Source organism: uncultured Aquimarina sp., assembly GCF_947496855.1.
Taxonomy (GTDB): domain Bacteria; phylum Bacteroidota; class Bacteroidia; order Flavobacteriales; family Flavobacteriaceae; genus Aquimarina.
Genome location: NZ_CANMED010000003.1, coordinates 393342 through 418290 on the forward strand (window position 1 = coordinate 393342; position 24949 = coordinate 418290).

20 protein-coding genes and 1 pseudogene are annotated in these 24949 nt (G+C 32.6%); 12 read left to right on the plus strand and 9 right to left on the minus strand.

All coding sequences use genetic code 11. The features are described from left to right. Nucleotides 1-23 precede the first annotated feature (23 nt). Both Q0921_RS11160 and Q0921_RS11165 read left to right on the plus strand, forming a co-directional pair. The gene (locus tag Q0921_RS11160; protein ID WP_299256779.1) at nt 24-1235 is read left to right on the plus strand and encodes a bifunctional alpha/beta hydrolase/OsmC family protein; all 1212 of its coding nucleotides are present in this window, start codon (nt 24-26) and stop codon (nt 1233-1235) included. A gap of 40 nt (nt 1236-1275) precedes the next feature. Further along, nucleotides 1276-1779 carry a MepB family protein gene (locus Q0921_RS11165; protein WP_299256781.1) on the plus strand — a complete coding sequence of 168 codons (504 nt, stop codon included), beginning with the start codon at nt 1276-1278 and terminating at the stop codon, nt 1777-1779. Between the two features lie 100 nt (nt 1780-1879). Here Q0921_RS11165 and Q0921_RS11170 read toward each other — a convergent pair whose 3' ends face one another. Beyond that, nucleotides 1880-2278, minus strand: a complete 399-nt coding sequence (locus Q0921_RS11170; protein WP_299256783.1) for a hypothetical protein — start codon at nt 2276-2278, stop codon at nt 1880-1882. A 160-nt stretch (nt 2279-2438) separates the two neighbouring features. After that, nucleotides 2439-4721, minus strand: a complete 2283-nt coding sequence (locus Q0921_RS11175; RefSeq protein WP_299256785.1) for a fibronectin type III domain-containing protein — start codon at nt 4719-4721, stop codon at nt 2439-2441. A 183-nt stretch (nt 4722-4904) separates the two neighbouring features. Between Q0921_RS11175 and Q0921_RS11180 the strand changes: the two genes are divergently transcribed. Both Q0921_RS11180 and Q0921_RS11185 read left to right on the plus strand, forming a co-directional pair. After that, a complete protein-coding gene (locus Q0921_RS11180) occupies nt 4905-5765 on the plus strand; it encodes a hypothetical protein (RefSeq protein ID WP_299256787.1) in 861 nt (286 codons plus the stop codon). A gap of 67 nt (nt 5766-5832) precedes the next feature. Then, nucleotides 5833-6288, plus strand: coding sequence for a GNAT family N-acetyltransferase (locus tag Q0921_RS11185; protein ID WP_299256789.1), 456 nt, complete (start codon nt 5833-5835; stop codon nt 6286-6288). A gap of 132 nt (nt 6289-6420) precedes the next feature. Here the strand turns inward: Q0921_RS11185 and Q0921_RS11190 are convergent, their stop codons facing one another. After that, complete coding sequence (locus tag Q0921_RS11190; RefSeq protein WP_299256791.1) at nt 6421-9621, minus strand: M36 family metallopeptidase; 3201 nt, start codon at nt 9619-9621, stop codon at nt 6421-6423. 501 nt (nt 9622-10122) lie between these two features. On the opposite strand from Q0921_RS11190, the gene Q0921_RS11195 reads away from it, so the two are divergent. The 7 genes from Q0921_RS11195 (at nt 10123) to Q0921_RS11225 (ending at nt 15870) form a co-directional block, all read left to right on the plus strand. After that, on the plus strand, nt 10123-10605 hold the full coding sequence (locus Q0921_RS11195) for a YdeI/OmpD-associated family protein (RefSeq protein WP_299256793.1): 483 nt from the start codon (nt 10123-10125) through the stop codon (nt 10603-10605). A 78-nt stretch (nt 10606-10683) separates the two neighbouring features. Beyond that, nucleotides 10684-11196 carry a hypothetical protein gene (locus tag Q0921_RS11200; RefSeq protein ID WP_299256795.1) on the plus strand — a complete coding sequence of 171 codons (513 nt, stop codon included), beginning with the start codon at nt 10684-10686 and terminating at the stop codon, nt 11194-11196. Between the two features lie 10 nt (nt 11197-11206). Then, entirely contained in the window at nt 11207-11950 is a 744-nt protein-coding gene (locus Q0921_RS11205; RefSeq protein ID WP_299256797.1) for a hypothetical protein, read from the plus strand. A gap of 86 nt (nt 11951-12036) precedes the next feature. Next, entirely contained in the window at nt 12037-12627 is a 591-nt protein-coding gene (locus Q0921_RS11210; protein WP_299256799.1) for a superoxide dismutase family protein, read from the plus strand. Between the two features lie 88 nt (nt 12628-12715). After that, nucleotides 12716-13246, plus strand: coding sequence for a sigma-70 family RNA polymerase sigma factor (locus Q0921_RS11215; protein WP_299256801.1), 531 nt, complete (start codon nt 12716-12718; stop codon nt 13244-13246). A gap of 2 nt (nt 13247-13248) precedes the next feature. Further along, on the plus strand, nt 13249-14049 hold the full coding sequence (locus tag Q0921_RS11220; RefSeq protein ID WP_299256803.1) for an anti-sigma factor: 801 nt from the start codon (nt 13249-13251) through the stop codon (nt 14047-14049). A 228-nt stretch (nt 14050-14277) separates the two neighbouring features. Continuing rightward, nucleotides 14278-15870: a hypothetical protein gene (locus Q0921_RS11225; RefSeq protein ID WP_299256805.1), complete on the plus strand. Its 1593-nt coding sequence runs from the start codon at nt 14278-14280 to the stop codon at nt 15868-15870. A gap of 130 nt (nt 15871-16000) precedes the next feature. On the opposite strand, the gene Q0921_RS11230 is transcribed toward Q0921_RS11225, so the two are convergent. The 4 genes and pseudogenes from Q0921_RS11230 to Q0921_RS25075 all read right to left on the minus strand — a co-directional run bounded on the left by Q0921_RS11230 (nt 16001) and on the right by Q0921_RS25075 (nt 22390). After that, complete coding sequence (locus Q0921_RS11230) at nt 16001-17002, minus strand: hypothetical protein (protein WP_299256807.1); 1002 nt, start codon at nt 17000-17002, stop codon at nt 16001-16003. Nucleotides 17003-17380: 378 nt separating this feature from the next. After that, nucleotides 17381-19612, minus strand: coding sequence for a TonB-dependent receptor (locus Q0921_RS11235; RefSeq protein ID WP_299256809.1), 2232 nt, complete (start codon nt 19610-19612; stop codon nt 17381-17383). A 38-nt stretch (nt 19613-19650) separates the two neighbouring features. After that, a complete protein-coding gene (locus Q0921_RS11240) occupies nt 19651-20943 on the minus strand; it encodes a tetratricopeptide repeat protein (RefSeq protein ID WP_299256812.1) in 1293 nt (430 codons plus the stop codon). Nucleotides 20944-21076: 133 nt separating this feature from the next. Beyond that, a pseudogene (locus Q0921_RS25075) lies at nt 21077-22390 on the minus strand (DUF4331 family protein). A gap of 172 nt (nt 22391-22562) precedes the next feature. Here Q0921_RS25075 and Q0921_RS11255 point away from each other — a divergent pair. Further along, nucleotides 22563-23744 (plus strand): LETM1-related biofilm-associated protein, encoded by a 1182-nt coding sequence (locus tag Q0921_RS11255; protein ID WP_299256816.1) that lies wholly within the window; start codon nt 22563-22565, stop codon nt 23742-23744. Between the two features lie 44 nt (nt 23745-23788). On the opposite strand, the gene Q0921_RS11260 is transcribed toward Q0921_RS11255, so the two are convergent. Both Q0921_RS11260 and Q0921_RS11265 read right to left on the minus strand, forming a co-directional pair. Beyond that, the gene (locus Q0921_RS11260) at nt 23789-24412 is read right to left on the minus strand and encodes a hypothetical protein (RefSeq protein ID WP_299256818.1); all 624 of its coding nucleotides are present in this window, start codon (nt 24410-24412) and stop codon (nt 23789-23791) included. A gap of 2 nt (nt 24413-24414) precedes the next feature. After that, nucleotides 24415-24909: a sigma-70 family RNA polymerase sigma factor gene (locus tag Q0921_RS11265; protein WP_299256820.1), complete on the minus strand. Its 495-nt coding sequence runs from the start codon at nt 24907-24909 to the stop codon at nt 24415-24417. Nucleotides 24910-24949: the final 40 nt, after the last annotated feature.

A 24949-nucleotide genomic window follows, 5' to 3' on the forward strand; every position in this document is an offset into this window, starting at 1 on the left:
CATTTAATAAAAACAAGAATCACATGAGTCTTTCTAAAATTACATTTACCAACGCAGAGGGTCAAACACTTTCTGGACGTTTAGAATTACCTGCGGATCAACATCCACATAACTTTGCGCTTTTTGCACATTGTTTTACATGCAATAAAAACCTTGGAGCAGTTCGTAATATTAGTCGTGCACTTACTTCTCAAGGATTTGGTGTTTTACGATTTGATTTTACAGGTTTGGGAGAAAGTGAAGGTGATTTTGCAGATACTAATTTCTCAGGAAATGTGGAGGATTTAATTGCTGCTGCTGATTTTTTAGCACAAGAATATCAGGCTCCTTCTCTATTGATTGGACATTCTCTAGGTGGTGCAGCCGCTATATTTGCAGCTGCAGAAATCAATTCTATAAAAGCTGTAGCTACGGTAGGTGCACCCTCTGATCCTACTCACGTACAACATTTATTACGAAGTGGTCTAGAAGAAATTGAAGCGAACGGTAAAGCAGTAGTAAACCTCAGCGGAAGAGATTTCACTATCAAGAAACAATTCCTAGATGATCTAGAGAACAAATCATTACCGACAGTAGCAAAAAACTTAAACAAAGCCTTATTGGTGATGCATTCTCCACAAGACACTACAGTAGGTATTAGAAATGCTGAAGAAATTTATCACGCTGCAAAACATCCTAAAAGTTTTGTAACTTTAGATGGAGCTGATCATTTATTAATGAAAAAAGAAGATTCTATCTATACTGGTAAGGTAATTGCCGGTTGGTCATCTCGATATGTTGATATTCCTGAAGAAACCAGGTTAAAAAGCCAACATCATGTGGTAGCCACTTTAGGGAATGATGAAGGATATACTACCCAAATGAAGGTAGGAAATCACTATATGGTGGCAGATGAACCTGAAAGTGTAGGCGGTCACGATTTTGGACCTTCTCCATATGAACTAGTATCCGCAGGATTATCAGCTTGTACGGCTATGACAATTAAAATGTATGTAGCCAGAAAGGATTGGGATTTACAAAATGTAGAAGTACATACCAGTTATGATAAAAAGCATATGGAAGATTGTGAGAATTGTGAAAATCCAAGTGCCAAAATAGATACTTTCGAAAGAGAAATTAAACTGGAAGGAAATCTAGATGAAAAACAAATCACAAGAATCCTTCAGATTGCGGATAAATGTCCTGTTCATAAAACATTACATAGCGAAACGCAAGTGATTACTAAATTGATTTAAAATAAGTTTATAATTATGTTATGCTCCTAATACCAATCACTTGAACGATATTCCTAAAGAACTTGTAGATATAAAACAATCAGTCTTTGATCCATGTGCGCTAATGATTAAACAATTTAGCCTAGAGTCCGAAAGTAAAGAATATAAAGCCTGTAATTTTCATTTAAATGATCTGAAAATTGTTTGTAGAAGTGCTAAAATAACGCCAAAAAAAGTGGGGCAATTCGTAACCTTTTGGAAACGTAAAAACAAGGGTCCTATTGAACCTTTTGAAGAAACGGATTTAATAGATTACTTTATAGTAAATGTAAAACATGATGATCATCTTGGTCAATTTGTTTTTCCAAAATCTAAATTGATTGAAAAAGGAATTATTTCTACAGATAAAAAAGAAGGAAAAAGAGCTTTTAGAGTATATCCGCCTTGGTATACTGCTAAAAACATTCAAGCTATACGAACTCAAAAATGGCAACTGAATTACTTTCTACAGATAGATGATTCACTAAATATTGAACTTGCTCAAAAGCTATATTCAAAAGAGTAATACCAATTCTTATATTAATACATGTCAAAAAGGGAAGCTATACAGGACTTAATGCTTCCCTTTTATCATTATGAAAAGTATATAAAATCTTCTGGTCTTATTATTCTGACCAATATTTCAAAGTCACTTCAATCCAACCTTCTGGAGTTTCATTTTCTGAACTTACGGTAATAATTGCAGAAGATGCTCCATCAAAATATCCATCGCGAGCATCAAATCTATATGTTCCTACCGGAAGGCTTTCGAAAAGTCCAACTTCATATCGAGAGTCAAAATAAATCTCACCTGTATCTATATTTGTAGCTCCATATCCTGGTAATGTACTTGCCGGAATTTCCTGACCAGACCATTCATCTACTAACTTAATCACAACATCAAAGCTTACCTGACTTTTTTCTTGAACTGTTGATGTTTGATTCTCTATACTGTCAATTTCTGTTTCGCATGAAAACGAAAAACAAAGTATGAATAACAGTATAATTTTTTTTATCAGTTTCATATAATTATGGTTTTAAGAATATTATCTAAATTTCCAAATTAATACTGGAATACGCTTTACCTAATGATTATCAAAATGTTATATAAACAAAATAGAAACCGTTAACATATAACTGGCTAACGGTTTTAAAGCTATTTGCTCAAAACAATTAGGGAGTTTCTTATTGTTTCACCAATCTTTTGGTATGTATGGTCTTTCCATTTTCATCTTTAATAGAAAGCAGGTAAATTCCCGTTTGTATAATCTTCGGAGTCAATTTAATAGGAGTACTCTTTAGTCTAGAGGAAACATCTTCTTTATGAACTACTCTTCCTGTAAGAGTATAAACATTAATTGTATATTTTTTATTAGGTTCAAATAAAGAGGTTTTTATACTAATCTGATCCGTAAAAGGATTAGGTGATATAACAAAAAACAAATCGTTCTGTAACTCTTCTAACGGTGGTGCCTGTATTTTAGATACATCTACATTACTGCGTAATGTTCCACAAGCTCCCAAGTTTGACCAACCTGATGATGTACGCTCGTATAAATAGTCTAGATATGTTACTTTATCTCCTGTAACATAACTGATACCGCTTTGCCAAGGAGAAATCCCTAAACAAATATCAACAGGAATACTATCATCTGTCGTATAGTTTACGATAAGTTTTGTCGCTTTTCCTGCACCTCCTTCGTAAGAATCCGCTACTCTTTTTGCTGATGTATTAGTTAAACTTACTCCTTTCCCTCTGATAATAAAAGAAGCGTTATTACCCGATGCCCAATTACTTTTGTTTACTAGACTTTGCACCATATTTTTCAAATTTGGCGTACGTTGTGCATTACTACTCTGTCCACTAGACCAAGAATTAGGATTCCAGAGAACCTTACTTGAAAACACTTGTCTACTAGAAACATTGTTAGCGCTAGTCGTAAATGCTGAAGAATTACTACTGTTATGAAGTGAAATTTCTAATGCTGCATTCGCGCTATTACTTTCATCTGCTGTAAATTGTAAATAAGCATTGGTTATTGTTGCATTTTTAGGCAAATTCAAAGACCTAAATCGCAATCCTATTATCTGATTTCCTGCATTAGCATTACTATCATATACCAATTCTAAATCACTGCTATTGGTATACAAGCTTCCATCTTGTGCTTCTTCTACATCATCATCACCACTTATGATTGCTACATTTATGCTACCATTATCAGGATCTGGATCTACCGTTGTTCCTTTATTAATAGTCACTACACTTCCGTTAGAAGGATTCCATATATCTAAATTAGAAGGAATTTGGAATACATTATTATTAGATACAGATCCTACTTGAGATGCATTGTCTACTCTGATGGTTCTTGTTTCGATTTTATCCTCATCGATAAAGATCCACTTAAATTGATTAAACCTTGCAGAGTTCCGTGTCCAGTTTTTATTATCATCGTTAGATCTTAGAGGAGCTCCCCAACACCCTTCTCCAGCATATACAGTTCCGTTTTGATCATCTCTAATAAAACCTTCATCACTTCCTGATCCTGTAGAAGGTCTCACCGGCCAAGTAGTTTTTACGGTATGTGCATCGCACTCGATTACCAGCTTCACTTCTTTATCATAAAATAGCCGAGCCCAGTTACTATATTGGCTATTTCCCTCAGATTTATAAGACACATGTGGACGCATGGGTTTATGGTATTGAGCCATTTTCCATAACACGTTGCTATTTGAATTCAAATCATTTTGTAACCAAGTAGTTTGATTACCAGAAATTGAAATTTCCGTATTTAACGTATAGGTTCTTACAAGATTATCTCCAAAAGTGATCGCATAATACACACTGGATGATGGCACATCAAAAAGATTATATATACTATTATTACTATCCTCATGGTTTCCCCGTGCTGCAATAATCGGAAACATTCTACCATCTGCAGCTATAGTTAACTGCCAATCGTTAAACCAAGTTTGCCACTGACTACTAGAATCACTATCTGTCATATCTCCACCAAATAAAACCGCATGTGGTTTTAATTTAGCTACCAAACGATTAGCATTTTGTCTTGGTGTCCTATTATTTCTAGAATCACCTCCTGCTATAAAAGATAGTCTACTTTTATCAGCAGACGCTGTTTTAAACCAGAACCGTTCGCTGGTACCTTGACTATCTCTTACTACAAAATAATATGCTGTATTGGGTTGTAATCCAGTTAATCTTGCAAAGGTATTATTCATACTTTTGTATGAAACCGTTCTATCTGGTGACTTAGCATTAGGATAATTACTGTAATTGGTTCCATAATCGATTGTTCCATAATAGACAGTAGGATTACTACCAGATATTTGATTCCACCCTATTACTATAGAGGTTGCTGGATTTCCTCTTAGGGATAGTCGATATTTGTCATTGGAAGCGGTAACTTGTAATCCTATAAAAATTACAAGAAGGGTTAGTATTCTTTTCATGAAAAAATAATTAAGTTGGTTCTATAAAGTTAGTTTATAATAAATAAAACTAGTCCATTAATTGAATAAAAAAACAACTCTAACTAATTCTTAATTAAGAATTAATATTTTTTACTATATGTTATAGATAAAATAATATTGAATTTGTAATCAGTTAACAATATTCCTTTTTATTTTGTCATTATGATTAAAGAACAAACTCAACTTATTTTTAAAATATCAGTATTTTTAATTTTCATTGGTAGAGCTTGGCAACATCTCTTTTGGGATGCTCCATATAGATCTTTTTTTTGGGATGAATCTTTATTAAGACCTATAATTGAAGGAATTTTTAATACTTCATGGCAAGAATATGCCACTAGTGATCGTACTGATCAAATGATACAAAATGGTATTAAAATCAATGGTTTTTTATATCTTATTGCAGCCATTTCTACCTTAGTAATAAAAAAGACTACTGTTAGGTGGTTTCGTATTCCTATATTTTTAGGAGGTTGCAGTTTGATAATATTAACCATATTACTTACAAAAGAAAAATTTTACCATACAGCTCAATTTTTTGAACACAGCATTCAATTCGGATTACCATTTATATTGTTATATAGTTATTCCAAAAAATCACATTATAAAAGCTTGATTTTTATTTTAAAAATTCTGATAGCTTTCACCTTTTTTTCTCACGGATTATATGCTTTTGGATTTTATCCTGTTCCCGGAAAGTTTATAGACATGACTATACAAATCTTTGGATTTACTGAAGCTACTGCCATATCTTTTTTATATGTAGTTGGCATTTTGGACTTTATACTTGCTATTCTTATTTTTATTCCTAAAGTTCAGATATATGGATTATGGTATGCCTTGCTGTGGGGGTTATTAACAGCTATGGCAAGAATAGTTGCTAATTTCTATTGGGATTTTCCTTTACAATCTATTCATCAGAATTTACACGAAGTTTTATATAGAATTCCACATGGATTAACTCCCTTATTAGTTATTCTTTTACTTAAAAACAGTATCTATAAAATAAAAAAAGTTGCCTAGTTCGATAATTTTCTTGACGAGCAATAACATATAGAGAGTTATCCTGTAATAACGAAAAACATATCATATGAAGTTTAGAAAAGCAATAAAAAAAGATATAATATCAATTGTACAAATGATTGCTGACGATGAACTTGGAAAAACAAGAGAAAACTTCCAAATTCCTTTACCGAAGGAATATCTAAAAGCTTTTGAAGAGATTGACTCAGATAAAAACCAAGAATTGATAGTAGTTGAAAATGAGGATTTTGAAATTATCGGGACATTACAACTAACATTCATTCAATATTTAACATATCAAGGTAGAATAAGAGCTCAAATTGAAGCTGTAAGAATTAGAAAAGATAAGAGAGGATTTGGAATCGGAAAAACAATGTTTATCTGGGCAATGAATCGGGCGAAAGAGCGAAATGCTCATTTACTTCAATTAACTACTGATAAAAGAAGACCCGAAGCAATTAAATTTTATGAAGAATTAGGCTTTAAAGATTCTCATGAAGGAATGAAAATACATTTTGAATAAAAACTATCAACTTCGAAAATAAACTTACTTCTTCTATAATAACTTCGTCAACAAAAGCTTAATAATCATAAAATAAAGGAGGTTATCCTTAACAGATAACCTCCTTGATAAAAACTTTGTATATAATCTTATTTATTTGATTATAAATCGTTTTGTCTCTCCTTGAACTTTTAGTAAATACATACCTACTTCAAGATTACCAACGTTGATAGTTTTGCTACCACTTATGGTTCCTTGCCCAACAATCTGTCCTACCATATTCATAATAGAATACACATTATCAGAATTCTTAGAGTCTTTCATAGAAATTTGCAATAAACCACCACTCTTTAATGGGTTTGGTGCAATTGTGAAAGCAGAAACACCTTCTTCATCTTCATTTCCTAAGATAGGTACTGTAGGTCCGAAATCAGCTACTACAGCCGATCCATTACAAGATCCTTCATAAATCTTAACATTAGAGAAAACTGAAGTATTTCCTGATCCAGCATCATTATCATTAATGAATACTAATCGATCCATACTTCCTGTGTAGAAATTACCTACTGGAATTACATATGTAGTTGTTCCACTAGAATAATTATCAAAATTAGTCACTCCATAATTCTGAGTACCGTGAACTTTGAAAACTCTTGTAGAAGTTAACGTATTATCATTCTCAAAAGCAACTCCGTGAATTTCTCCTTGAGCAGTACTACTGAAATCAAATTCTATAACCGTATTGGCAGTCACTGTATAACTTAATGGAATATATTTCCAAGTATTATTAGACATTGATAGTCCAGCTCCACCATTTACAATAGAGAAGTCACCAACAGAATCTTGAGTAGCAAATGGATTAATTGAAAAAGTATTAAAATCGATTGCATCACAAGTTGGTCCTGGATCCGTTGTACCATTAGTAATACTTAAACCATCGATAGTAACATCACCTTGCCAGCTATCTCCCGTAACTGTATTAAGACGTAATTGTACACTAGCATTTCCTGCATATGCTGAAAGATCAACACTAGCAGTGTTCCAATCAGTTCCCTGAGCTCCAGTCCTGTTAAATACACTTGTCCAGTTTCCTGTGTTATCTGTTCTTGCTTCTACATCAAAAGTCCCTATCGCACTACCTACCATATGGTATTGGAAACTTAATGTTGGAGAAGTTAATCCACTAAAGTCTAAACAAGGTGAATTTAAGATAGCTCTTTTGTTTGGGAATCCTGTTCCGTTTCCAGAAGCTTCTACATAAATATAAGAAGTACCATCAACAGCACCAGTTGGTCCAGTTCCTGTAGAAGGAGTTCCGTTAGAATCTACTGTCCAGTCTAAATCATCTCCAGAATCTTGAGACCAATCTCCAATATTTCCTTCAAAACTTTCACTATACGGGAATGATGCTATATCACCTGTACATTCATCTCCACCTGGTCCAGGTCCACCGCCATCACAAGGATTAACAAATGATACTGTTTGATCAGTTTGTCCATTAGTTCCACCATTGTTATTTTCATTAGCGTCTTGACCAACGCCACGATCAGCAAATGCTTTCCAAATTACACATTCGTACTGACCTCCATATAAATCTTGGTCTGCTTGAAGGATACCATCTCTACCAGATACAAATCCTGGGTTGTTCGCTGTATTTTTCAATCCTTCTATTACTAAAGCCATGGCAATATTATTTCCACCTGTTCCATTGTAGAAATCTGGATCAAAACCTTCGACATCCATCAATCCCCAAGTCATATCCCATAAAATAGTAGCAAATGCATATCCAACTCCGTGTGGTCTTGCTAATCCTCCTATATCTGCATAATCAGTATTATTTACAGATCTATCAATAGAATAAGGAGTCGGACGAATACCATTACCAGTAGTTGGTTGATTTAGTGCGTATGTACCAATTCCTCTAGAATCTGTTCCAGAATCACCAGCCTTCATAGTCAACATTAATCCAAACCAATCAGACCATCCTTCACCCATTTGCTCAGAACCACCTAAATTATTAGAAGAAGGTCCTCCAACCAATCTGATAGAGATACCATGACCATATTCATGAGCAATGATCCCGTTATCTAAATCTCCATCTCTATCAGGATTTGGACTTGTCCAAAGGAACATCTGCATTCTAGGATTTCCTCCATCACCTGGTGTTGAGAAGTTTGCATTATTACTTCCACTTCCATCTTGCGCATCTGCATTTACAGAATCACTTCCTGCTCCACCATTTCCATAGTTATTTTCTTGGAAATTTCCACTTGCCTCATCAAAACCATATTGATAAAATACATCATGCATAATATTATTCCAGTAGAAAAGATTGGTTATTGCTGCGTCATCATATGTTGATGGTCCTTGACTAAGATCAATTGGAAAATTAAAATCAAGACTTGCTCCTCCATTTGGAGAAAAACCGGTACCATTATTACCATTTCTATCTTCCTGAGCCCAAACGTTATTACCTCTAGTAATTGTAAACTCAGCCCCAGCACTACCATTCGTATCATGCCATCCAAATGGTGATGCTGCAGTATTTGCAGGATCAGTTACTATCGAACGACTACCATGAATTGGACTTTCTATTGGCATCGCATAAACATTATAAGAATCTGGTGCTAGTGCAGCAGAAGCTTCTGCCTTAGTTGGAACCGTAGGAATATCTTTATCAAATAATACAGACTCTCCATGATTATGAGTTTCATGGTCTGGAGTTCCAAAATTACACGTAATCACCCAATCTTCTGTGTATAAAATTTTTCCTGATGTTGCATCAACATTAACATTCCACCAATGCTGTCCATCTTTCTGGTATAAACTTACTCTCCAAGTTAATACCAGTTTATCATCTTGTTTGATATATACTTGTTTAGCCTCTATAGGCTCCAAAGTAATTCCGGAATTCTCATATACCAATACTCCATCAGCTTTACTTTTCGCTCTAACTAATTGTGGAGATTGTAAATTATGAGCTCTTGCTACATTCATTATCGCACTTTCTGCTGATAAAGATGATTTTGCAGAAGTAACTTTGGATTTTACATCTTTTATGAATTGATCAATCTCCCAAGTTACTTTCTCTTTGTTCTTTACAGTAAGTTTATAAGTCGCATACTGTATTGGAATTCCCTGAAAATACTGCTGAACATACACGTGTTGTATCGCAGGATTTAATGAAGGAACTACATTTGTTACTTTCCACTCTGATACGTCTTCTGTTGTCAGAGCAGATTTAGTGATTGTTTCGTTTAGGTGGTTTTTAACAATACCATCCATGATGTTTTGTGCAAACATTGCCTGTCCCATTAACAAAGTAAATAAGACAAACGAGTACATTTTTTTCATATATATAAATTTTGAATTTGTGTTAACTAAATTTAACAAAATCAGAAGTATCTATTACATAAATCTTATATCACTAAACAAAACTCAATCATTTCACATTTTAAGTGAATATTTTTCAACATCAAAAACAAATGAAAAACATCAAACTACCAATTGTTAGTTAACCTACATGAACACTAGAGTTTAGAAAATATTTTTATCCGATTATTTTGGAGTTCTGAAAATCAGAATAATAACTATCCCTTTTTATGATTACGGTATACCTGTAGAATTTTTTCTTAATTTTTTCAAAAAAAATAACCTCCAGAGGTCATTTATGCATATTTTGATTAATAAATAGGTGAAATGATTAAACAACTTATTCTAAGTAGGAAATATTTTAGCTTAAAATTTTTCTATATTTTTGAGTTTATAAAATAAATATCACTATTGATTTAGTGCTAATTCAATTTATAATAAAAGGCTCCTATCCAAATCCGAAACAACTAGAAAAATGAATACATGAAAAGCCCTGTTTTTGAAACTTCCTTACAATCTATACATAGTATACTGATTCCGGCTGAAATTGCTGAGTCTTTTATAAATCAAAATCATAAAAGAGTTGTTGTTCAAGCACAATATCAGAATAAGTCTGTTCAGTTTCACGCAGCATTACAAAAAAGAAAAGAGCTATTCTCAGTAATGTTCAGCAAGAAATATCAAAAACAATTGGGAGTTTTTCCAAGTGATTATTTTCAGGTTCAATTGCTTGAAGATACTTCTAAATATGGTGTAGAGATGCCCGAAGAACTAGAAGCCGTATTACAAAGTGATCCAGAAGCTTCTGAGATTTTTGAATCTTTTACAGCTGGTAAAAAAAGAAGTCTAATTTATTATGTACTAGGTTTTAAAAATTCTCAAACTCGTATTGATAAAGCTTTAATCATTACAGAAAACATAAGGTTAGGCATTAAAAATCCCAGAGAATTAATAAAGAAGTTATAAAACCTATTTATATCTAAAGTCTTATTCTTAACGCAACCATTCCAGTAAAATTCCATCTTTTAGTCAAACAGTCAAAAGATGAAAAAAACAAAATTATTAGTATTAGGCTTGTTCCTGATATCCTTGCAGAGTTGCTGTCCCTTTATGGTAGATTGCGAAAATAGCGATGATGATCCCGTTTTCTCTAGATATGAACCTGTACTACTAGATCGCACCGATTTCGAAAATTCAGTGTCTCTGAAGAATCCTATATCCATTAGTACTTCTGGAAAAATCTATATCAAGGACAATCTACTTTTTATCAATGAAGTACATAAGGGGTTTCATATATACGATAATTCTGACCCTACATTACCTACTCCTATAAAATTTTTAGAAGCTCCTGGATCCACAGATCTTGCCATACGGGATAATATAATCTATATAAACCAAGCAACAGATTTAATTTCTGTAGAATATGATACCAATAACGGAATCACCCTTACAAAAAGAGTGATCAATGTATTTCCAGAATTGCGTTCGCCAGATGGGTTTCTTCCATATAGTATTCCCGAAAATAATGTAGTGATCGGTTGGACACTAATTAACTAAAACAAACATTATGAAAAAATATATCTATATAATACTCACTTCTTTTATAATATTTAGTTGCGACTCTGACTCTTCAAATGATTCATTCTCTCCTGTAGCTGATGGTACCGGAGGATCTTTAGCAACATTTACACTAAAAGGAAATTATTTATATACTGTAGACAATACTGATCTTACTGTATTTAACATCACAGATATTACAGATCCCGTACAAGTAAATACGATCCCAATTGGGTTTAATATTGAAACTCTTTTTAGTTATAAGGACTATTTATATATAGGATCCAGAAATGGAATGTTTATATATGGATTAACAAATCCTGAATACCCAGAAAAATTATCTCAAGTAGAACATTTTACTGCCTGTGATCCAGTTATTGCTAATGACACACATGCTTTTGTTACGCTACACTCTGATACATTTTGTGGTAATAATATCAATGTCTTACAGGTATATGACATTACCACCATAACTGAACCTATTTTGATTAATTCCAGAAATCTCGCTTTTCCAAGAGGATTAGGGTTATATGATGATTTTTTAATTGTTTGTGATAATGAGATTAAAGTATTTGACATATCCAATCCTGCAACATCTAACTTGGTTACATCTATTAATCAAAATGCATTTGATGTAATTATTTTTGGAGATCTCCTAATAGCTATTGGAGAAACTGGATTGTATCAATACAAACTAGCACTTGATACTAATTCTGGAGTTAGTATTACAGAATTAAGTACAATTAGTATATAACAAAATCTAAAAACCTCTTAAATCCTTTGCTGTAAGGTAAAACTGCCCTATATTAGTTTAAACAAAACGTAACAAATCATTAAATTATGAAAACTCTAAACCTATTGGTAATTGCTTTTCTATCTATCGTTATTCTTAGCTGTAAAGGTGATAAGAAAGAAGGAAAGGAATATGAAAACAAGGTAAATGAAGAAATTACTGAGGAAAAAGAAGAAACTACTACTTCAAAGACTCTAGCAATGTCTTTGACACCAAAAAGCGATAGTGAAGTATCTGGAAATGTTACTTTTACAGAAGAAAGTGGCATGGTCACTATGGTAGCATATTTAAGCGGGTTATCTGAAGGTGAACATGCTATCCATATTCATGAAAAAGCCGACTGTTCTTCTGCAGATGGTAAATCAACTGGAGGACATTGGAATCCGACTATTGAGCCACACGGAAAATGGGGAGCATCAGAAGGATATCATAAAGGAGATATAGGTAATTTTAATACTTCTGCAGATGGTAAAGGTTCTATCACTTTTGCAACTAACGAATGGTGTATCGGATGTGGGGATGATAAAAAAGATATTGTTGGTAAAGCTATCATAGTGCATCAGGGTATTGATGATTATAAATCTCAACCATCAGGTGCTGCAGGAAGTAGAGTAAGCTGCGGAGGAATTATAGAATAACATGCATAAAAGAGGCTGTTAATAACAGCCTTTTTCTTTTTTTAAAATTGAATACTTCTTCCTAGAAAACAATCTCTCTTACCGGCCTATGCAACCCAATGAACTGATTATTCAGCTGCAACAAAAAAATGAAAAAGCTTTTCAGCGAATTTATGAAATGTATGCAGAGAACATATTTGGCGTGATTTACACTATTCTTAGAGATGAGACTCTATCAGAAGAAGTGTTACAAGATGTGTTTGTGAAAGTTTGGAATAAAGCTGATTCTTACTCAGAAAAAAAAGGTCGTTTTTTTACTTGGATACTTAATATTGCCCGTAATGCAGCTATAGATAAAACAAGATCAGTAGCTTTTAAAAACTCTCAACAAAACCAAACTGCAGATTATTTCGTAGATATACTAGAAGAGAAAAGTAATTTCTCCAGTAAGATGGATGCTATAGGTATAAAAAAGTACATCGATATATTAGAACCTATTTGTAAAAAAGTCATTGATTTATTATTTTTTAAAGGATTCACACAAAAAGAAGCTTCAGAAGAATTAGACATTCCGCTTGGAACTATTAAAACTCGGAACAGAATTTGCATTAATAAATTAAGAGAAGTCTTGGCAGAATAATTATGGATATCAAACAATTTATATCATCCGGAATATTAGAACTCTATGTATACGGTGCATTATCCGAAAAAGAAAATGCTGAAGTATATAAAGTACTAAAAGAACATCCCGAAATCGAAGAAGAGATAAAAGAAATTGAAAAGTCTCTTATGAAGCTATCTGCAGCAACTGCTCCTTATAATCCAGAATCTGTATTTAATCGTATTAAAGAAAAGTTAAGTTTTACAGATGATGATGTAAATGTTATTCCAATTGCTACAAAACGTAATAACTGGCCGGCGTATATTGGTTGGGCAGCTTCTGTAGCTTTATTAATTGGTTTGTTTATACAGTTTAATAAGAATAAAAATTTACGCCAACAAGTAGTAGAGTCACAGATAGAACAAAATTTATTAGAAGGAAAAATTAATGTAGCAGAAGAAGATATATCAAAAGTAAAAAAGTTATTAAGTGTCTTACGTGATAAAGACATACTTCAAATTCCACTGCGAGCTCAAAAAATAGATCCTACTGCATATGCTGCCGTTTACTGGGATAAAGAAAAGCAAACAGCTTACATAGATGTAGCTGGACTGCCTACTCCTCCTCCTGGAAAAGTATATCAGGTTTGGTCCTTAAAATTAGATCCGCTTACTCCTACTAGCTTAGGAATACTTGATAAGTTTACAGAAGAGGAAACAAAAATTTTCTCACTTACAAACCCTAATAAATCGGAAGCTTTTGGTATAACATTAGAACCAGAAGGAGGAAGTGAATCTCCAACTCTAGAGCAATTATATACTCTTGGTGTAGTAGAGTCCTAATAAATAATTAAAATAATATTTACTTCATTTTTAATCTTGTTTTGTGCGTAAAACATTATAAATAACTGAACTCTATTAAACATCAGTAAGGTTTTTACCTGTTTATTTATCGAAAACTAACACTGCCAAAAACCCGTATAAATACGCTGTTATAGTTGTTTTTTTTGGGGTAATTTTAGTCTATATATTTCTAATAGAATAAAATCATACTAACTAAACAACTAACAAATGAAAAAATCATCTTTTCAAGCTTTATTGATGCTTACTCTAATGGTAATTACCATTGTAGCGTGTAATAAAAATAATAAAAAGGAATATGTTACGAATCCTCCAAGTGAAGATACCGAAACATTAATTGCGGCAATAACTCCAATAAATTCGAAACTCCCGGCAGACGTTTTAAAATCTTGTGTCGTAACACCTACTGATTTCAGTTCATGGTTTAAGTCTAAAAGTGTTTCCAAAAATGGAATTGTAACACCTGCTAATAGTGTGACATTTACACATCAAAACAATTGTGATTTTTATAAATGGTCAGAACAAATGTTTCTTTGGATGACATCTCCTAAACAAGAAGGAGATTATAAAAGTGGAACTGTAATAGAAACTCCTGCTTTTTATACAGTTTCTCCAATTAATGTTGTAAATAATGTAAAAGAAAGAACATTAATACCTCATGTATCTGGTCAAATGATAACTGCGGTAGCCAACACTCAAAAAAACGATTTACCAATTGATTCTGAAGAAGGTCAAGCAACTGATGATGTATTGATCGCGCAAAAAAATGATTCTATCTTATATTATATTACTATGGTAAACGATGTATACGCAAAGTTTGTGCTTGGTGCTAAAACTGGAAAACTTTTTGATAATGAATTTCCAACTACTCAGACTACATTGGATAGCATTGAAACTTTTGCTACCAGTATAGGTAAACCATTAAAAGATCCAGAAACATTGGCTATAGAAATAAAAACATCTTGGGTAGATGTAACTGGTTTATCTGATAGTAATGATTATATTACTATGGATGCGATCGTACCTAACTACACAAAAACAGATACTCTCTGGACGCCAAACACTACAAAACCTACCAGAAAGGCCAAACTTGCTTTAATAGGAATTCATATAGTAGGTAGTACCGCTGGTCATCCTGAAATGGTATGGGCAACTTTTGAACACGTTAATAATGCTCCTAATCTATCCTATAAATACCTTAACAATTCTACTCCTCCTGAAACCATAACTGTAGCTGCCGATACCGGAAATGATTGGTTACTAAACGATGATAGCGCAAGTAGCACTTATAATCAATCACATATGAAATATGAAAGCGGGGATATTGTAGCCAATACAAAGACAAACCCTGAACAAACAATAACTGCCAGTAATACCAAGATGACCAAGCCATGGGGAGTTGCAGATGCTGGTGTACCAAATCCTGAAAATGCTTCAGTTGCAGCATCTAATAGTCAGATTATATCAACAAACAATAGCGTTCTCGGACAGTTAGCAAATGGAGATATGCGTAAAAATTATATTTTTATTGGTGCTACCTGGACTAATGACGGTGCGGCTCCTACCGGAAAAAGTTATTCGGTAAAAGATACGTTAACAGCTTCTGGAGTTGCAATAGGAACAAGTCAATTAGCTAATAGTACGATGGAAACATATGCGCAAAATGGATCTGCATATTCTCAATATGGCACCTGTTTTTCTTGTCATTCTAAAAACGATGGTTTATTACCAACAGATTTAAGTCATGTATATAAAGAAATAATGGCAGGTATCGTACCGAAGAAAGCTACCAAAACTCCTTAAAACAAGATTGTTATATAAGCATCATAAAAAAAGTTTACCATTCTAAATTAGAATGGTAAACTTTTTTTATGATGAAATAATTACATCCTCTTTTATAAAGTCAAATACTTCAATGTTTCTATATTGGTTCTTAATCATCAAAATCTATATCTCCACCACTAGGCAGAGTGTTTAAAAACTCATCGAAATCCGAAATCTCAGAAAAATCGCCAGATGGTATAGAAATATCTACACTTGATAATGCTCTAACAGAAAAATCTGAAACATCTGAAGTAATATGAATATTTAGATCTACTCCTTTTTTCAGAATTTGTAATCCCATATTAAGCCATTTGTTTTTAGATAACTTCTCTAAATCTGTTTCTTTCTTAACAGTAGAATCTTTTTTGCGCAATATGTTTCTTGCCAATTGATCAATTGCTTTTGTTTGTTTTCCTTTAATTATCGAATCATTACTAATTTCAGAAAAAGTTGTTTTCACATCTGATTTTAAAGGAAAATTAATCTCATCGGGAAGGTTTAAAAATACCATATCTAATAATTCTCGTTTTATCTTTATTTCTTTAGAATCAAATATATCTTGTTTTAGAAAATCGGTATCATTGTGATATCTCGTAAAATCACAGCTAAACTCTTTAATTATTGTAGAATCTTTTATTTGTTCTATTAATTTATATTCTGGTAGTAATTTAAAGGTATGATCTACAGGAGAAGGAATACCTTTAGGCATTACTTTATTTTCTAATTGAGATTTATAATCTTTGATACTAAGTGTATGTTTATTTCTTTTATCACTAAATTTATCCGCATAGTACATTACTACACTATCTTTTTTTAAGTCAATAATAATACCTGCATAATTATCCAACACACTATAAACTCCTCCCCATCGCTGTTCTCTTTTTATTCTATTTTCTGAAATAAAATAAGTAGTATGTACTTTTGTTAAAGATCCATAAAGACCTCTGGACTCGGATAGTTTTATTTCTCCTTCGAAATAAGGCCTATTATCTTTTTCTTTATCTCCAGTTTCCTCTGCTGCTTCGTTTTTTTTATCATTTAAAAAATTGCAAGAAGCAAACACACAGAGTAAAATGATACTACTAAATTTTACAATTGAATATTTCGTCATTAGTTATATTATCTATTTAATTTTTATCCTATTAATCGCTAAACTTCGTTTGTTATTTTAATTTTCCGTGAATAACAAAAAAAAAGTTTCTTTTCAGATTCACTAATATCTAAAGGCAGTACTAATCCGTTAGCATGTATTTTAAAATTATATTGAAATATCTACTCTATCACTTCGATAACACTTCATTATAAACACATACACATAATTAAGATACAAACGTATTACAAAAAATAAATCTACGGTTAGTTTTTATATTAAACAAAGAAAAAGCCTGCCTGCCCCCCAGCAAGCAAACTTTCTCCGTAACAACATCAAAAAACAAAACCGACTAACTCAATTACCTTTGCAATACTTTATTTTATTAATCATAATAGTCTAAAATCTATAGGTTATTCCTGTTTTTACAAAAAATGGTGTACCAGGTGTAAAGTGAATTTCTTCTTCCGATTGGGCTTCGTTTGCTAACCTGGATTCTGTAGCAAATTGTGTTTCATTCCATTCTGTATCAAATAGATTTTCAATACTTACTGAAAAGTCAAATTGCTTCCATTCATAATTTAGTGATACATCGACTACGGTATATCCTTCTGCTAAAATACTGTTGTCTTCTGTTGCCGATCGGTCTCCTAAGTGTCTGTAACGTATTCCGCCAGAGAAATTATGTAAATTCTCTACACTAATTCCTCCTGCTGCGGTAAATTTTGGTGCTAAAGGAATATAATCATTACCATCTTGCTCTTCTATACTTCTGGCATAGGTATACGTGGCATCAGAGTCTAAAAATAGCCAATCATTTAGCTGATATCTTCCACTAATATCAATCCCGGTTCTTCTTGTTTTTCCACTAGGTTCTACTACTCCTTCATCACCCACATATACAAACTCTTGTTCCAGTCCTAAATACCACAGCGTCGTGTTCAAAAATACTTTTGAGAAAGGTTTCCAATTCATCCCAAGATCTACACCATATGATTTAGGCAAAATTTCTTCCCCATTTTGGGCAGTTACTACTCTAGTATCATTACCGTGAAATCCAATTCCTGATTTTGCAAAAAAATGTAGGTTATCAGTTGGATCATAAGAAACTCTCAATTTTGGTGTTATAATAGATTTTGTTTCAGATTGAACAGTAAAAGGAGCCAATAACGCATCCTCATAGATATATTTAAAATAATCCAAGCGGACGACAGGCGTTATTTTAAATTTCCCGAAATCAAAAGTAACATCTGCAAAAGCATATGCATTTGTTTCATTTACATTTCCAAAACTTACGTTTTCGAGTGTTTCATTCCTATTAGCTGTTCTGGATAATTCGTTATTATCAATCGCATCATTTCGCAACCCGATTCCTCCATTAAATTTCAATTCGACTTGATCCCAATACTTTGTAGAACTAAAAACACTATTAAAACCAAACAGTTCTCTACTTTCTTTTTGTCTTATCTGATCTCCGTTTATTGGGTCATTAAGAAAAAAGGTGAAATTAGAATACAGTTCAAAATCATACATTGTATAAAACACATTGGTTTTAAACGTAGAATTATCCGCAATAAACTTATCGTATGTTAGATTAAAGTTAGTTCTGGATGTAGTTCCACCTTCTGTATCATCAATAGCTCCAAACCTCGAAATAATTCCCTGATCTACAGCTCTGTTTGGTATTTGTCCAGAGGCATCCCAACGACTAGTAAAATGTGAAGCGGCAACAGCTATCTTATTGTTATCCGATAATTGCTTGATAAACTTACCTGCTATATTAATTCTATTAAAATTCTGTGGAGATTCAAAAGGACCGTCACTCTCTACATATTCTAATGCTAACGTAGCATTTTCTTTCGGAGAAGTTTCTAGAAGATTAAATAACCCTACTGTCCGTAATGTGTTAAAATCCCCAGCTTCTACTTTAATCTCATTATTAATAAAACTCTCTTTTGTTCTAAATGCTACATACCCAGCTGTATTAAAATTTCCTTGATCGGCAGTATAGGAACCTTTACCAAAGCTTATTTTATCAATAGTTTCCGGAATTATAAAATGTAAATCGGCATAACCTTGTCCGTGCGCATGAGAAACCATATTCACAGGCATACCATCCACAGAAATCGACACATCAGTTCCGTGATCAACATCAAATCCTCTAAGAAAAATTTGTTCTGCCTTACCTCCTCCAGCATGCTGACCTATAAATAAACCAGGTACTTTTTGCAATAACTCCTGAGAAGAGTTTACCGGATTCACTTTCATATCTATTTTGTTTATCAACTGTAATGGATTTATTTCTTGCTTTAAAACTAACTCATCTAACTGAAAAATTTTATTTTCTAATACTATTTTGATGCCTTCTTCAAAATCAGTTTTTTTAATAATCAAGTTTTTGGTCTCAAAACCTAAGAGACGTATCGTTAGTGTATCATTAGTTGCTACTTTAGGAAGTAAAAAAGTTCCGTTTTCTAAAGTATGTGTATGTTTCTCGGCCTGGTTATTATATACGTAAGCTTCAGACAGAGGAGTATCAAATGTATCAACAACTTTTCCTTTTAAAGTTTGATTTTGAGCATAAGTGTTCAAGCCGAATATCAGCGAAAGTATCACAAGTATGTTTTTCATGTAGATTTTTATTTTAGTAATTTGGAGAAAATAGGCACCTACAAATTTATTATTTTCTGAGAAATAACAGGGCCTAACTCATAACTACTTCCAATCAATTCTTCGATAATTGAACTTGCTTTCTTTGATAAATTATTTGCTTTATAAATCTGAGCAATATGGAAACTTGCTAAAGGCTCGAACGTCTTATGAACTATATAATTCTCAGCAATTGATAATGCTTCTTTATGATCTCCTTTTAAATTTAGTATATATGCTTTTAGGTCATATGATTGTGGAGTTGGACGGTTCCGTATTTCTTCTTCTGCTATCTCCAAAGCTTGTTCAAAAGCTTGGTATTCTTCGGCAAGAAGTAATGCAGTATGTGTATTATACATAGATCCATATTGTTTGTCTTTAACAGCGTGCTCGTATCTCTTAAGATGCACTCTTTTAGTTATATCTTCTTTTTGGAACTCTGCTATTTCTGCTTTTAATAAAAAATAATCAGGACTTTGATGACTCCTAGTAAGTACGTCTAAAATTCTTAATGCTTCTTCTGGCTTATGTTCATAGGAATATACAATCCAAGCAATTCCCTTCTTTGCATATGCATTAGAAGGATCAATTGCTAATGCTTTTAAATAATGATCATAAGATTCTCTTATCCTACCAGCATGACCATAATAGTCGGCTAAATTCGTATAGGACCATAATTGTAACCCTTGATTTTTGCTGCTTTCTGCAATCTTTAGTGCTTTTTCCATATTCCTAATGGTAGCATCCAAATTTCCTTTATAGTCATTCCATTTAGCTAAACGGATTAGAAAATCGTAATCACTCTGATTTGCTATTCTTTCTAAATACTTGGCTGCATTTTCATATTCTCCCAATTCCATAGAGATATCAAACAATACCATCTCTGTAGCTTTACTATCTGTTTTTGAAAGATAAGCTCCTTGAGCAGCTTCTTTTGCTTCAATAAATCTATGTTGTGATATATAATTATGAGCTAGTGCCAAAAGATGTCCTGATTTTCCAATGACTGCTATCTCTGCAGATTTTGTTAATGCTTTCTCAGCTAATTTAAGATAGTCTATATCTCCGGTAGCTTGAAATAATTCTGTATAAGCTGCTGCTGCAGGTCCTAAAGCCGTAATCTGAAGACTATCTTCCTTTATTCTAGAATTCCAAAACTGTAACCTTCCTTTCGATTCTTCAACTATTTGATTATTTTTCTCGGTAAGATACACTGTATAATCTTCCGGATTCGTAATGCTAGTTTCTTGTTTTTGACAAGAAATAATAAGCATTCCTATTATGCAACCTATTATGTTATTTGATATTTTCATTTGTTTTGTTTTTTGAGTTTCAACTATCATTCTGAGTCTATCGTATTTACCTGTATTAAAGAGTATAAAATCATTTGAGGGCTGATTTTAATCAATAGACAGACTCAGTTTGAAGTAAGTATTTAATCGTTATTTATGAACCATGAGGAGACTCTAAATACGGGAATGTATTTGATGGTGTTTCTCCGGCATTACTAACTCCATCAGTAACAAGTATTGGTAAATCTGGAGTTCCATCATTATCTAAATCCTGTCCATTAAAGCGATCTCCCGTTTGTCCACCAAACAATAGTATTAAGGATACATCGATTACATCATCTGTTAATTTTCTTCCTGTTAACACATTCGTTCCATCAAAATATGTTGTGGGCACTCCAGGAGCCACTTGTAAAACATCTGATGCTAAAACAGTAGTTAGGGTTGTAATGTCTAAACCTAAAATATTATTTTCATATGTTGCTCCAAATGCATCATGTAATCCTACTAATTGAGTTTCGAATAAAGACTGAAAATTTGCTCCTTGTTCAGAAGGAATAGTAACATTAAAGCTATTTTCGATATCTGGTGTTGCACTAAAAACGGTATTGATTCCTGGGCGCCCCATTTGATCTTCTTGTGTGAAAGTTCCGGAAAAATCCAAAGCAACGGGCGGATTAATTACTATCGTGTCATCATCACTACTACAACTTGCTAATCCTGCTAGAACTATCAAAGCAGCTGATAAATTTTTTAATTTCTTAAGTTTCATAATATGTATTGTTTTAAAAATTTCTAATTATTGTTTTCTTTTTGCTTCTGCCCAAGTATTAAATACTTCAACTCCCGTTCCTGCTGGATGACTAAATGTTCCTCCTAGAAGTGCATTAGGAACTTCTACAACTAATGATAATACATTGGTACCATCGAAATCATCATTACCAGGATTATTGAAACCTCCAGAAGCCATTCCTCCAATAATTGCATTGAATTGATTGGAATCAAAAAAGAAAGGGTCTTCTCTTAACCCTGCGAAATATGAAATTCCATTTGCTTCTGATGTAGTTCCGCCAGATCCTGAACTGATCGCTACCTGACCTAGATATTGGGTATCTTCATCAATCGTGCTGTTAAGTCCCGTTTGTGAAGGTTGGTATGGCCCAAAAAAATACATGATACCATCTCTAGGTATTGCTTGTATAACTAGATCTTCTACTAAATCACCATCATTATCGATGTTAATTTCTACCAATACGTTTTCATCAAAAGTAGCTGAACTTCCAGGTGCTAATAGTCCTTGAACATTTGCTACAAATACAGTATTATCTGGATTTGCACCTTCAAAAGCATAAAGATCTGTAATATCTGCTGTGTTTCCTACGACTGCTGGGGCATCAATATGATCCGCTGCCATAAGTGCAACTCCTAAACTGAAAAGCCCACCAAGGATGAATAAATTTGTTTTTCTAATCTTGTTCATTTTATTTAATTTTAAATGTTTACGTCAATACATACGAGGAAAAAAAAGTCTCGGTTCTCTATACAATGTTAAAGGTTTGTTAACTAACTTATTACTCATCTTAATGATCATAGCGTCTCGTTTAGATAAAAAAAAATTAACTTTGCAGTAAACTAATTAACCAATGAACCCTTCAACTACTGGTTGGATAGATAAATTTCTAAGAGATTTTGATGTTTACACTCTTTCTCAGTCTTCTTTGGATATGTTATATTCAAGACTTAGGAACGTAGGTTTTATTTACGGTACATCGGTAGAAATAGTCTTGCCTAATGATTCGGAAATTATTTATTCTGAAGAAGAGAAAACAAAAATCAACCTTTTTGCAGCCTTAGTAATAACCTACTTTGAAACCATTGATAATGGTGACCCAAAAGATTGTATAAAAGCGCTTATAGAATTTTATGAATACTTGGATACTAAAAAATCTTTCTTCTCTTTCATCAATACATTGACTACCAGTAAGAGTGAAAAGCTGGAGAAGATTATGCACACGCGTATCCAAACCAATGAATCTATTTTTAAGAAAAATTTTAGCCACTTATTAACAAATGCACTATTATTTATTGATGTATTGGCTTTTGAGCATTTCTTGATTCATGATAAGAACCCTATTGAATATGCAGCTGCACTGGAAGAAACCTTGACTAATATTGTTTTTCTAGCTTTAAACTCTAAAATCGAAAAAGATAATTACGATGAGTTATTGGTCAAACTATTTGCTTCATCTGTAAGATATACAAAAGTTAATACCGATGAAGATGCCAGTTTTGATCAGATCGATCTGGATGAGTATACCGATGATCTAGAGAAAAGATATATTTTGGACCTTACCAGTTTAGCGGTATGGAATGATAAAGAAATTGATTTTGGAGAACAGGATTTTATTCGCACACTAGGACTAGAACTAGGATTACCAAATCAATGGGTAAAAGAATCTCTATATTCTGTACAGTCATTTGTAAAAGAACATAAAGAAGATATTTCCTTTTTTAATTATTCTAATCCCGCACATCACTTTTATAAACAAACCTCTAGAACGGTGAGTGTATTAATTCTTAGAAATAAGAAAAGGTTAATTAAAGAAATTTCAGAAAGTAAAGATTTAATGATTTTATTGGGTCAATCCGCCGTTAGAGATTTATCTAAAGAAGAAAAGCAAAAAGTAAAACAGCAATTATTGGATGTTTGTAAAACTATTCCGTCTTTAGCTATTTTTATTCTACCTGGTGGAAGTTTATTAATGCCTTTATTAATTAAGTTCATTCCTCAGCTGTTACCTTCGGCTTTTAACGAGAATAAATAAAAAATCCCTTTTCAGCGAATGTATCAGGGATTTTTTATTTGTTTTTAAACTTCTAATTTTTGAAGTTCTTCGTAATTTTTCTTAAGTTTCCTTGTCAAGATACCATATATCAATCTATATAATAATGCTAAAAGTACTAGAAAAACTGCTACTACGATTAGGGTAGTAACTATAATTAAATAAGTCGGCACTTCTTGATCTATTGATTTACTGGTATATGCATCTGTATAAAATGCCATATAACTCGTAATTACTAAAGTTGTCAATGCTAAAAAACCAATATTGATACATATATATTGTTTCACCGTTTTTCTAGTATTGAGTATATTTTTCATCAATACAACAGCTGAATCTGTAGTTTGGATAGTTCTATAATTCAGGTAAAATCGAACCATAAAATATATCAAGATACTATAAGACAGTATTGTACTAAAAATAGAAAAACCTTCTAATCCATGAACCTCAAGTTCATCATAGTGCCCGCTTAACCGTACTATAATATCAATCGAAGACCATAAAATAAATTCTAAAACACTAATGACAAAAATCCATTTTACCATTGAAGATGATTTCTTTAAAATCATCTTATAGATTTCATTATATGATAACTTAGGAAGCCCTCCTTCTTGATTCTTCCAGTCTTTTTTTAATAATTCTAATTCATCCATAATTATGGGTTTAATATTTTTTTCAACTTCGTTTTCACTCGATTCATCTTCACTCTCGCATTTACTTCAGAGATCCCCATAGTCTCTGCAATTTCTTTATATGATTTATCTTCTAGATATAAGAAAACCAAAGCTTTCTCTATATCATTAAGTTGTTTTACTGCTGCATACATTAACTTAAGCTGTTGTTCTATTGCATCATCATACTCTTCTGCCTTTATTCTAAAATCTACAGCATCAAAATCCGTAGTTTTTATACTTCTTTTAGACTTACGATATAAAGTAATAGCCGTATTCAAAGAAACTCTGTACATCCAAGTACTGAACTTAGAATCTCCTCTAAACTTTGGATATGCTTTCCATAACTGAATAGTTATTTCCTGAAACAAATCATTATGTGAGTCTGCATCATTGGTATATATCCTACAGACCTTGTGCACAATATTTTGATTTTGCTCAAGATTGGTTACAAAACTATGTTCTAATTCTTTATTCACTTTAGTTAGTTACATCTTATATGTAGACATTAAAACAAAT